The sequence below is a fragment of the Bradyrhizobium hipponense genome, from assembly GCF_008123965.1.
In the GTDB taxonomy this organism is placed as follows: domain Bacteria; phylum Pseudomonadota; class Alphaproteobacteria; order Rhizobiales; family Xanthobacteraceae; genus Bradyrhizobium; species Bradyrhizobium hipponense.
In genome coordinates, this window is record NZ_VSTH01000128.1 from 1 (window position 1) to 11,013 (window position 11,013).

An 11,013-nucleotide genomic window follows, 5' to 3' on the forward strand; every position below is an offset into this window, starting at 1 on the left:
CCCTTGTGGGAGAGGGTGGCATAGGCGGCCTTGGGCCGCCGTCCTTAGAGCGCCGATGCTTCGCATCGGCTATGGCGAAGCGGCGAGACGGGTGAGGGGTTCCGTCCGCGCGAGAATTTTTCGCAGTGAGTTCGAGGAAGCAACCCCTCATCCGGCGCTTCGCGCCACCTTCTCCCACAAGGGGAGAAGGAAGAAGGATCGCGCTACTTCGCTTTCTTCTTCGTCTTCGCAGCCTTCTTCACCGGCTTCTCCTTTGCCGGCTTCTTCTCCGCCTTCACAGCGACCGGCGCGTTGGCCGCGATCCGCATCGCGCGTGCATAGCTGTCGGCGACGTTGTCGGCGGACATCTGGAGGCGCCTGGCAGCCGCGGTGGCCTGCTCCATGGTGGCTTTGGCCATCGTCTTGAAGCGGGCGCTCGTGTCCTTGCCCTTGGCCTTGGCCGCCAGTGCGTTGAAGCGGTCCCGCCGCTCCTTGGCACGGGTCATCAGGCCGCTATGCACTTGTCTGGCCAGTTGCCGGATCACGACATCCAGGTCGGCGTCCGCCATGTTCTTCTATCCTCTTCGAAACAGTCACCAAATCGATGCGCGGGACTATGCAGATCAGGCCCCGGCTTGGCAATTCCCGAACCTGCGTCATCCGCATCTTCCGGTTATCAAAACAAGAAGGGCCGCGCTAGTTGCGCGGCCCTGGATGTGCTTTGGCGCAGGAGCGCGCTCTTGTCCTATTTCAGCGAGGCGACCGGTCCGCTCGACGCGGCCTGAGGGTCGGGGTCGAAGCCGAACACGCCGACCAGATATTTGTAGTAGTCCGGCATCTTCTCCCTGAGCGTTTCGCGGGACTTGGGATCGTGGAATTCGCTCTTTCCGGCCAGGAAGATGCTGGCGGTGACGGCGAAGAACTCCATGTGATTCTTCAGCGCGTAGGCTTCCTTGGGCAGGACGTCCTTGGACTTGGCATAGGCGTAGTAGGCCCGAACGCCCTTGTTGTCGTAGCCATCGGGCAACAGCCGGGCGTGATAGGCGTGCAACAGCTCGTGCAGCAGCACGGCTTCCTTTTCGTAACGCATCATGTCCGGCCGCAGCATGATCACGCCGAGCCCGGAATCGACCGCGAGATCGACGGCGTTCGGATTGGTCCATTGCTGCTTGTCATGGTCCCACACGGTCAGCATGCGCGGAACGCGGCGCTCGACGTTCGGTGCGACCCGGCCGTAACACGCGGTTGCGGCGCCCTCGTCGAGGCAGGCGAGCTCGCTCGCGACGATCGGCACGGTACGGAAGAAACGCAACACGCGCGGCGACAGGCCGGCGCCTTCGACCACGTCGATCTGGCGCTTCAGATTGTCGGTGAGCTTGTCGACGTCCTTGCGGTCGCTGTTCTCCGACAGGTCGAACATGTAGCCGCGGTAGCTCTGGAAGCCTGGCGGCAATGGCTGCGCTGCGTCAGCTTCCGGCGGCCCGGCATTGCATGGATTGGCGAAGAGCGCGCCGATAATCGTCGCGGTCAGCAGCAGCGCAACGCGCATGATGAACCCCCTGGTGTCACTCTCGCGCGGCAGAATAGGCGATCGTCGTTTGCGAAAAGTGAGTGAGGCGAGACTAAGGCGCCGATGTTGAGGCGTGCTTAATCGTTCGTTGCAGACCGCAGGGGGCAAGTTAGTCCCGGGTTAACCAAGGAGGGTATCCCGGGTCGGCGCTTCGGCGTAACATCGGGGATGGGCACCAAGCCCCTATTCAAGCAGCCGGAGGAGGATGCCATGTATGCCGCCATCCGTCAGGCCAAGGCGAAAAGCGGGAGCGCGGAAGAGCTGGCGCGCCGCATCAAGGACGGCGCCGTTCCGATCATCAGCGACGTCGACGGTTTTCGGGCCTACTACGTCGTCTATGCCGGCGACGACACGGTGACCGCGATCTCCATCTTTGACAAATTCGAGCAGGCGGAGGAGGCCAATCGGCGCGCGATCGCCTGGATCGAGAAGGATCTGGGTCCGCTGCTCGCCGGACACGTAAGCGCCGCCGCAGGCCCGGTGATCGTGCATACGCTGGCGTGAGGCAAGCGCGAGCTCTCTCCCATGTCGTCCCGGCGAAGGTCAGGCGAAGGCCGGGACCCATAGCCCCAGGGAGTAGTGTGGCGCGAGATCGGAGTTACCAGTCTTCGCCAAACACGATCCTGTGGTTATGGGTCCCGGCCTTCGCCGGGACGACACCGAGGTTGTAGAGCTCGCCTTCCACCAAACACGCAGCCGCTCTCACAGCTCCCGTGCATTCGAAAACGCAAACGAGCTCACCCGCCGCGTGGTCTCGTCCAGGATCAGCGTGCGCGTGATCGGCGGCTCGGCGCGCTGGGCGCAGTTTTCGCGCTCGCACAGCCGGCAATTGACGCCGATCGGCGTACCTTCCGTCTTCTCCAGGTCCATGCCGGAGGCGTAGACGAGGCGCGCGGCGTGACGCATCTCGCAGCCGAGGCCGATCGCGAAGCGCGGTTGCGGCAGCGGATGCGGCACCACCGGCCGGCGCACCATCTGCGCGATCGAGAAATAGCGCGTGCCGTCGGGCAGCTCGATCACTTGCTTCAGCAGGCGATCCGGCGTGTCGAAGGTCGAGTGCACGTTCCATAACGGGCAGGTGCCGCCGAACTTCGAGAACGGAAAAGTGCCGGACGAAAAGCGCTTCGACACGTTGCCGGCATTGTCGACGCGCAGCAGGAAGAACGGAATGCCGCGCGCGTTCGGCCGCTGCAGGGTGGTGAGCCGATGGCAGACCTGCTCGAACCCGGAATTGAAGCGCTGCGCCAAGAGGTGAATGTCGTAGTTGAGCGCTTCGGCTGCGGCCAGGAAGGCCGGGTAGGGCATCATCACGGCGGCCGCAAAATAATTGCCGAGCGTGATGCGGAACAGACGGCGCGGTGTGTCGTCGAGCGGGCCGGCGCGGCCGATGATAGCCTCCAGATGCTGCGCGCATTCGCCGAGCCCGAGCTGGAAGGCGAGCTGGAACGCGCGGCCGGCCGGATCGACCAGTTCGGAGATCAGAAGCTGACGGCGGTGGCGGTCGAAGCGCCGCAGCGTCTCGCGCATCACGTCGACCGGCATGATGCGGGTCTGGATCGAATGCTTTTCCCGCAGACGCGCGACGAGCGCGGCATACAGCCCTTCGGCCGGCACGTTCAATTCATCGCGCAAAGTTTCGGCAGCCTGCTCGAGCTCCGGGAAATAGTTGCGGTTGGCCTCGATCAGCTCGCGCACGCGTTCGACCGGATTGGCCTCGTAGCGCGTGCCGATGTCGCGATCGGCCATTTGCGCCGCCGCCAGCGTCTCGCCCTGGCGCGCCTCGGTATAGGCAGCATAGAGCCGTTGCAGCGCATGCGTCACGCCGGGGCAGAGTTCGGCGAGATCGCGCAGCTCCTGCTTGGGCACGTCGATCTGGCGGAACAGCGGGTCGGAGAAGATCTCGTTCAGCTCCGCGAAGAAGCGGTCCTCGTCGGCCGTCGCGAGGTCGCGCAGATCAAGGTCGTAGGTCTCGGCCAGCCGCAGCAGGATCTGCGCGGTCACAGGGCGCTGGTTGCGCTCGATCAGGTTGACATAGCTCGGCGAGATCCCGAGCCCCTCGGCGATCTGGGTCTGCGACAGCCCCAGTTGTTGCCGGATCCGCCGGAACCGCGGGCCGACGAACAGTTTCTTCCCGGAATCGGCGGCCATTTAAGGGGTCTCCCGAGGGGCCAAGGACAGACATCTTGACCTATATGTTTACAATATTTACAAAGTGACATATAGTACATGTATCGATGTTACATGACATCACCATTCAAATACAAGCCCTCTATACGAACTTCGCTTTCTCGCGTTTAGCTCTTGCCACGCATTTCGCAATGCACTGTCAAGATTGTCGAACGTACGAAGGGATAGGACATGAACTTCCAACCGCGCGGGATCAGCGACCAAGCCATTAAGGGACCGGCGTCGTATCAGAGCGAGGTTGAGGCGGCCGAAGCGCTCCTCAAGAAACAGCCGACCTGGAACGGCGTCACCGCCGAGGCCGTGGCGCGGATGCGTCTGCAGAACCGCTTCAAGACCGGCCTGGATATCGCCCGCTACACCGCGGCGCTGATGCGCGCCGACATGGCGGCCTATGACGCTGATCCCACCAAATACACCCAGTCGCTCGGTTGCTGGCATGGCTTCATCGCGCAGCAGAAGCTGATCTCGATCAAGAAGCATTTCGGTGGCAAGACCGATCGCCGTTACCTCTACCTGTCGGGCTGGATGATCGCGGCGCTACGCTCCGAGTTCGGCCCGCTGCCGGATCAGTCGATGCACGAGAAGACCTCGGTGCCGGCGCTGATCGAGGAGCTCTACACCTTCCTGCGCCAAGCCGACTCGCGCGAGCTCAACGACATCTTCCGCGCCCTCGACAAGGCGCGCGAGGAAGGCGACAAGACCCGCGAGAAGGAGCTGATCGAAAAGATCGACAACTTCCAGACCCACGTCGTCCCCGTCATCGCCGACATCGACGCCGGTTTCGGCAATGCGGAGGCGACCTATCTGCTCGCCAAGAAGATGATCGAAGCGGGCGCTTGTGCGCTTCAGATCGAAAACCAGGTTTCGGACGAAAAGCAGTGCGGCCACCAGGACGGCAAGGTGACCGTGCCGCACGAGGTGTTCCTGGCGAAGATCCGCGCCTGCCGCCACGCGTTCCTTGAGCTCGGCGTCGAGGACGGCATCATCGTCACCCGTACCGACTCGCTCGGCGCTGGTCTGACGCAGCAGATTGCCGTCAGCCACAAGCCGGGCGACCTTGGCGACCAGTACAACAGCTTCCTGGATTGCGAGGAAGTGACGGCCGCCAACGCCCGCAACGGCGACGTCATCATCAACCGCAACGGCAAGATGCTGCGTCCGAAGCGGCTGGCCAGCAACCTCTACCAGTTCCGCCCCGGTACCGGCGAAGACCGCTGCGTGCTGGATAGCATCACCTCGCTGCAGAACGGTGCCGACCTGCTGTGGATCGAGACCGAGAAGCCGCATATCGAGCAGATCGCCAAGATGGTCGACCGCATTCGCGAGGTCATTCCGAACGCGAAGCTGGCCTACAACAACTCGCCCTCGTTCAACTGGACGCTCAACTTCCGTTGGCAGGTCTACGACGCGATGAAGGAAGCCGGCAAGGATGTCAGCAAGTACAATCGGGCCGAGCTGATGAAGCCGGAATACGACGATACGCCGCTGGCCATCGAGGCCGACGAGCGCATCCGTACCTTCCAGGCCGATTCAGCCAAGCGTGCCGGCATCTTCCACCATCTGATCACGCTGCCGACCTACCACACGGCAGCTCTGTCGACCGACAATCTAGCGAGGGAGTATTTCGGCGAGCAGGGCATGCTGGGCTACGTGAAGAACGTTCAGCGCCAGGAGATCCGTCAGGGCATCGCCTGCGCCAAGCATCAGAACATGGCCGGCTCCGATATCGGCGACGACCACAAGGAATATTTCGCCGGTGAGGCCGCCCTGAAGGCGGGCGGCGCGCACAACACGATGAACCAGTTCGGCTAACCGGGTAGCAGGAGACTGACAATGACCAAAGGCAGCAATTTCTGGGTGATCGGCGGTGAGTTCGGCTCGATGAACTTCCACAAGCTCGTGGAAGGCTCGGCCCAGGTGCAGGGTCCTTTCAAGACCCGCAAGGAAGCCGAGGATGCCTGGCGCTCCGTCTCGGAAGAGAACCGCCACAAGGCCGGCGTCCGCTTCTCGATCGTGGAAGAGCCGTCGCGGGTCTCGGCCTGACGGCTGCCTAAACTAACAAGAAAACGTCCAAGGACGGATGGTCCCATCCGGCGCAAGCCGGGTGGGATCGTCTGCTTTTGGCACACAAGAGCGGCCTGTGGGCAGCGTAAGTATCTGGATTTACGGACCCTTTGCGGACGTTGTGGTTGCTGATAGGTTAACGGAGGTGAGTGAGGACGAGGCCGACAATGTCAGAGCCTGAGACCAGCGGGACCCATCCCGGCCAGCCGCGCCCGCTGCGGCTGCGCGACGCGCTGCTGCGTGCGCGAATCGAGGCCGCCGACCGCACCGGTGTCGTCGTTGATCTCAGGGACGCCGAGGTGGCGCGGCTGGAGATCCTGAACGATGCGCTCGATCCGCTGTTCGCGCAGGTTCCCGAGCAGATCGACCTATTCGACCGCGGCATCAGCCAGGGCGACACGCCGCGGCTCTGGATCGACGTCGTCGCGCACATCGTGATGGGGCGCGACAAGCGGTTGTACCGCTTCGTCCAGGACAGCCGTTTCGGCCGCATCGTGCTGGCGGAATCGCACGACACCGCCGTGATCGTCGAAGCCGTGACCGACTATGTCGCGCGCCGCATGATCGAGCGCGAGCATGCGATGGTGATCCCGCCCGAGCCGAAGCCCGCGGTCGCGGTGCCGCCGCGCCGCTCCCGTCTCTGGCCGTTCGTGTTCGGCTTCATCCTCGGCGCAGCCGCTCTGTTCGGCGTCGCCGTGCTGGCGGCCTTGCGGAGCTGGTGAGACGTCGTCATTGCGAGAAGCGAAGCGACGAAGCAATCCAGACTGCCGCCGCGGAGAGATTCTGGATTGCTTCGCGGAGCCTGTCATCGGGCCGCGCTTCGCGCGGACCCGTTGGCTCGCAATGACGGTAGAACTAAATCAGCCGCGCCTGCTTGATCTGACGGATCTGAAATCCATGATCGAGGCTACGCACCGTCTGCTCGCAGCGCCAGCCGGCATTGTCCTTCTCGATCGCGAACAGATTATATGCTGCCGCCGGGTAGCGCCCATGCGCCAGCGCGGAAGCCGAAGGCACGCCGACCGCAGGGATCTTGCCGTTGGGGCCGTCGAACCACATCGTCGAGTGCACATGGTCGTGCCCGTGCAGGATCAGCTCGACACCATGGCGCTTCAACAGCCCCAGCAGATCGGCCGCGTCAGTCATCCGCTTCTGGCGTGCGGCGGACTTCAGGGGATGATGAACCAGCAGCACGCGAAAGACGTCCTCGGCAGCGAGCTGCACGAGCACCTGCTCCAGCGCTGCGAGCTGGTCGCGTCCGAGTGTGCCCGTTGCCATCAGTGGCAGGGTCGGCACGGCGGTGGACAGGCTGATCAACGCCACAGGCCCGCGCCGGCGGACAGCGGGGAAAGCCGCGGCACCCGGCGTGTCGCCGGCGATGTAATGCAGGAACGTCTCTGCGAAGCGGCGCGACGTCGCGCTGACATAGGCATCGTGATTGCCGGGGATGGCGGTGACGCGGTCGGGCGGGCCGACGCCTTCGAGCCAGGCCAGCGCCGGCGCGAATTCAGCCTCCAGCGCCAGATTGACGAGATCGCCGGTCACGGCGATGTGGTCGGGCGCCTGTGCCTGCATGTCGGCGACCAGCATGTCGAGCACCTCGCGGCGCTGGTACTTGTGGCGGTTGCGCGTCCAGTTGACGTAGCCGAGCGCGCGCTTGCCCGCGAGTTCCAACAGCCGCGGCCGCGGCAACGGCGGCAGATGCGGGTCGGACAAATGGGCGAGCGTGAAAGGTGCCATGACGCGCGGTTGCCTCGCTATTCGCCCGCTGTAATGGCAAGGTCGCTCGCAACGCGCAAGGGAAGCCTAAGAGGGGACGTCAAGGGAGCCTGATGGGGGATCGTCTGAACCGCATACGACGGAAATGCGAGCCGCTGCTGCGGCGAGTCCTCCATGCCTATTTCCTGCTCGTCCGCGGCATGACCCTCGGCGTCCGCGCCGTGGTGCTGGACGCCGACAACAGAGTGTTCCTGGTCAAGCACAGCTACGTCGCCGGCTGGCATCTGCCGGGCGGTGGCGTCGACCTGGGCGAGGGCATGGAGCAGGCGATGCGGCGCGAGCTCAAGGAGGAGGGCGATATCGATCTCACCGGCGAGGCCGCGCTGCACGGCATCTTTCTCAACAGCCACGTCTCCCGCCGCGACCATGTCGCCGTCTACGTAGTCAGACATTTCAAGCAGGACCGTCCGCCTGCGCCCAACCGCGAGATCGTCGAATGCGGGTTCTTTCCGGCTGACGCGCTGCCCGAGGATACCACGCCCGGTACGCGGCAGCGACTCGCCGAAGTGCTCGGCGGCTCGCCGCTGACAGCGACATGGCGGTGAGGGCGGGCTGTGCTACAGCATGATGAGATTCGGTTGAACCAATGCGAGCCGAGAACTCAGTTCACCTCTCCCGTAGGGAGAGGTGAACCATTGACAGCCATCCGAAACTAATTTCATCACGTAATCCGCCCGAATGGACGCCACGGAAACCGGATGAAGATTGCCAAGCTCGCCTTCGGCCTGATCTGCCTTGCGATCCTCGCCAGCAACATCGTCACGATGTCGCGCTGGAGCGAGGCGCGCGGGGTCTATGATGACATCTGCTATCTCCGGCAGGCGCATCTGTTCCAGCGCTTCGGCATCGGTGGGCTCAACACCAATGCCCTGTTAGACTACGATCGCTATTTCGAAGGCAAGATGAAGAAGATCGCGTTTCCCGAATGGGGCGATCCGATCCGCTGGCCTTGTCACAATCCGATGCCGAACGGCAAGATCGTGATCCAATATCCGCCGGGTACCGGATTCCTGCTGGCGCTCTTTCCGGAAGGCCACCAGGTGGTGCCGCTCTATCTTGCCGCCAGCCTGATTGTCTGCGGCCTTGCGCTGCTTGGCATCTTCATGGCGCGAACGCCGCCTTCGATCGCGGGGGCGGGTGTGTTTGGCGCGCTTGCCATGTATCTCATGATCAACCCAGCGAAGGCGAGCTATTCGGTTGCGCCGACCATGGCCGTCTGCGCCATCGCGGGATTCCTGACAGCACTATGGCTGACAAGGGACAGGCGCGGTGTGTTGCTGGCTGCGCTGATCGGTCTCGTGCTCGGCGCGTCCGTCAATTTCAGATTGCCGAATGCGCTGCTCGTGGCCGGCTATTGCATCTTCCTCGGCATTCTCTTCCTGCGGTCGCGCACGTCAGCCACATTCGTGCAGGGCCTCGGCTTCGCTGCCGCCGTGCTCGTCGGCATTGCGCCGACACTGATCGCCCAGGCCGTCAATGCCGGCAGTCCGCTTGCGACGACCTACGGCAGCGCCGACGTGGTCGCGCCGGCCTTCGACTTCGCCGTGCTCGGCCAATATCTCCGCGACATGCAGTTCGTGCTGATCGTGCTGGCCATCGCTTTGACGGTGTGCCTGTTGCTGATCGGCAGGGGCAGCGTGCGGCAGGTCGCACTCGTCGTCGCCGGCAATCTCGCGGTCAACCTGGTCTTCTTCCTGAGCCACCCGATCTTCACGCCCTATTACGTCGTGCCGATCGCGATGCTGTCGCTGTGGAGCGTATTGTTCGCCTGGCTGATGCAGCCGGAAGATGCGTACGAGCCCGCGGCGCTCCGGCGCGAGCCGACAAGCCTGGAGGCGATTCCGCGATGACGACCGTGTCACTTCGGATCGCCGTGCTGGTGCCCTGCTACAATGAAGAGACGGCGGTCGCGGGCGTCGTCGCCGACTTCCGCACGGCGCTGCCGTCGGCGGAGATCTACGTCTACGACAACAATTCGCGCGACCGCACCGCGGCCGCCGCGCGCGACGCCGGTGCCATCGTGCGCAGCGAGCGACGGCAGGGCAAGGGCCACGTCGTGCGCCGCATGTTCGCGGACGTCGACGCCGACGTCTACCTCCTGGTCGATGGCGATGCGACCTACGATGCGCCGACCGCCCCGCGCATGATCGACAAGCTGCTCGACGAGCATCTCGACATGGTGGTCGGGCTTCGCATCGACCGGTCGCAGGCGGCCTATCGTCTCGGCCACCGGACCGGCAACCGCATGCTGACCGGCTTCCTGGCTTGGACATTCGGCCGCGACTTCCAGGACATCCTGTCCGGCTACCGCGTGTTCTCCCGTCGCTTCGTCAAATCCTTCCCGGTGCTGTCGGATGGTTTCGAAATTGAAACCGAGCTCGCGGTCTATGCGCTGGAACTGTCGCTGCCGGTCGCAGAGGTCGAGACGCCCTACTACGCGCGGCCCGAAGGCTCGTTCTCCAAACTCAATACCTGGCGGGATGGCTTCCGTATCCTCGGCACCATGCTGAAGCTCTATCGCGCGGAAAGGCCGCTGCGCTTTTTCGCCGCCATTGGAATCCTGCTGGCCGCGGTTTCGATCGTGCTCTCGATCCCGGTCGCGATCACCTTCATCGAGACCGGCCTCGTGCCGCGGCTGCCGACCGCCGTCCTGTCGATGGGGCTGATGATCATGGCGATGTTGTCGGTCTCGTCCGGGCTCGTGCTCGATACCGTGACGCGGGGGCGGCGGGAAATCAAGATGCTGGCTTATTTGTCCCAACCGGCGCTGAAAAGGAATTGAGTGTCGGCGCAGCTGCGATGGACCTTGGCACGTCCAGATGCTATCCCGCGAATTGATATGACCGATCTCTCACTGACCATCCTTCCCGAAGCCGCCGGCGACGCCCAGGCGATCGAACGGCTGCACGAACGCACCTTCGGCCCCGGCCGCTTCGCGCTCAGCGCCTATCGCATCCGCGAGCATGTCGACCATCTGCTCGAGCTGTCCTTCACGGCCCGCATCGGCACGCTGCTGGTCGGCTCTGTCAGGCAACTGCCGGTGCTGGTCGGCGAGACGCCGGCGCTGCTGCTGGGGCCGCTCACGGTCGAGCCGCCGTTCCGCGGCCGCGGCGTCGGCCGCCTGTTGATGGAGCGCGCGCTGAAGGACGCCAGGGAAAAAGGCCACGCCATCGTCCTCTTGGTCGGCGATGAGCCCTATTACAGTCGCGTCGGCTTCAAACAGGTGCCGAAGGGTCGTGTCACCATGCCCGGCCCGGTCGACGCCGCCCGCATCCTGGTGTTCGAGCTCATCGAAGGCGCCTTCGAGGGCGTGTCGGGCGCGGTCGGCCCCGACTGGAGCAAGGCGCGCGGCTAGGCGCTACGACGCTGTGAATTGGAAGCGCCGCGGCTGCGCCATACACTCCGTCGTTGCGTGCGCAGCGAAGCAATCCCGA

12 protein-coding genes are annotated in these 11,013 nt (G+C 64.0%); 8 read left to right on the top strand and 4 right to left on the bottom strand.

What is annotated here, in order from left to right; all coding sequences use genetic code 11:
* Positions 1–203 precede the first annotated feature (203 nt).
* Positions 204–548, bottom strand: coding sequence for a hypothetical protein (locus tag FXV83_RS31810; protein ID WP_148743535.1), 345 nt, complete (start codon positions 546–548; stop codon positions 204–206).
* Positions 549–724: 176 nt separating this feature from the next.
* Positions 725–1,528 carry a hypothetical protein gene (locus FXV83_RS31815; protein WP_148743536.1) on the bottom strand — a complete coding sequence of 268 codons (804 nt, stop codon included), beginning with the start codon at positions 1,526–1,528 and terminating at the stop codon, positions 725–727.
* A gap of 231 nt (positions 1,529–1,759) precedes the next feature.
* Between FXV83_RS31815 and FXV83_RS31820 the strand changes: the two genes are divergently transcribed.
* Complete coding sequence (locus FXV83_RS31820; RefSeq protein WP_148743537.1) at positions 1,760–2,053, top strand: antibiotic biosynthesis monooxygenase; 294 nt, start codon at positions 1,760–1,762, stop codon at positions 2,051–2,053.
* A gap of 198 nt (positions 2,054–2,251) precedes the next feature.
* On the opposite strand, the gene FXV83_RS31825 is transcribed toward FXV83_RS31820, so the two are convergent.
* Positions 2,252–3,697 carry a helix-turn-helix domain-containing protein gene (locus FXV83_RS31825; RefSeq protein ID WP_148743538.1) on the bottom strand — a complete coding sequence of 482 codons (1,446 nt, stop codon included), beginning with the start codon at positions 3,695–3,697 and terminating at the stop codon, positions 2,252–2,254.
* Positions 3,698–3,907: 210 nt separating this feature from the next.
* On the opposite strand from FXV83_RS31825, the gene FXV83_RS31830 reads away from it, so the two are divergent.
* The 3 genes from FXV83_RS31830 to FXV83_RS31840 all read left to right on the top strand — a co-directional run bounded on the left by FXV83_RS31830 (position 3,908) and on the right by FXV83_RS31840 (position 6,522).
* Entirely contained in the window at positions 3,908–5,548 is a 1,641-nt protein-coding gene (locus tag FXV83_RS31830; RefSeq protein ID WP_148743539.1) for an isocitrate lyase, read from the top strand.
* A gap of 21 nt (positions 5,549–5,569) precedes the next feature.
* Positions 5,570–5,779 carry a DUF4170 domain-containing protein gene (locus FXV83_RS31835; protein WP_008137787.1) on the top strand — a complete coding sequence of 70 codons (210 nt, stop codon included), beginning with the start codon at positions 5,570–5,572 and terminating at the stop codon, positions 5,777–5,779.
* 188 nt (positions 5,780–5,967) lie between these two features.
* On the top strand, positions 5,968–6,522 hold the full coding sequence (locus FXV83_RS31840; RefSeq protein ID WP_187436301.1) for a hypothetical protein: 555 nt from the start codon (positions 5,968–5,970) through the stop codon (positions 6,520–6,522).
* 133 nt (positions 6,523–6,655) lie between these two features.
* Here the strand turns inward: FXV83_RS31840 and FXV83_RS31845 are convergent, their stop codons facing one another.
* Entirely contained in the window at positions 6,656–7,540 is an 885-nt protein-coding gene (locus tag FXV83_RS31845; protein ID WP_148743541.1) for a metallophosphoesterase family protein, read from the bottom strand.
* A 92-nt stretch (positions 7,541–7,632) separates the two neighbouring features.
* Between FXV83_RS31845 and FXV83_RS31850 the strand changes: the two genes are divergently transcribed.
* From FXV83_RS31850 to FXV83_RS31865, 4 genes are all read left to right on the top strand, one after another.
* Positions 7,633–8,124: an NUDIX domain-containing protein gene (locus tag FXV83_RS31850; RefSeq protein ID WP_148743542.1), complete on the top strand. Its 492-nt coding sequence runs from the start codon at positions 7,633–7,635 to the stop codon at positions 8,122–8,124.
* Between the two features lie 153 nt (positions 8,125–8,277).
* A complete protein-coding gene (locus tag FXV83_RS31855) occupies positions 8,278–9,429 on the top strand; it encodes a hypothetical protein (RefSeq protein ID WP_148743543.1) in 1,152 nt (383 codons plus the stop codon).
* Entirely contained in the window at positions 9,426–10,361 is a 936-nt protein-coding gene (locus FXV83_RS31860; RefSeq protein ID WP_148743544.1) for a glycosyltransferase family 2 protein, read from the top strand. The genes FXV83_RS31855 and FXV83_RS31860 overlap by 4 nt, the downstream gene beginning before the upstream one ends.
* A 57-nt stretch (positions 10,362–10,418) precedes the next feature.
* On the top strand, positions 10,419–10,934 hold the full coding sequence (locus FXV83_RS31865) for a GNAT family N-acetyltransferase (RefSeq protein ID WP_148743545.1): 516 nt from the start codon (positions 10,419–10,421) through the stop codon (positions 10,932–10,934).
* Positions 10,935–11,013: the final 79 nt, after the last annotated feature.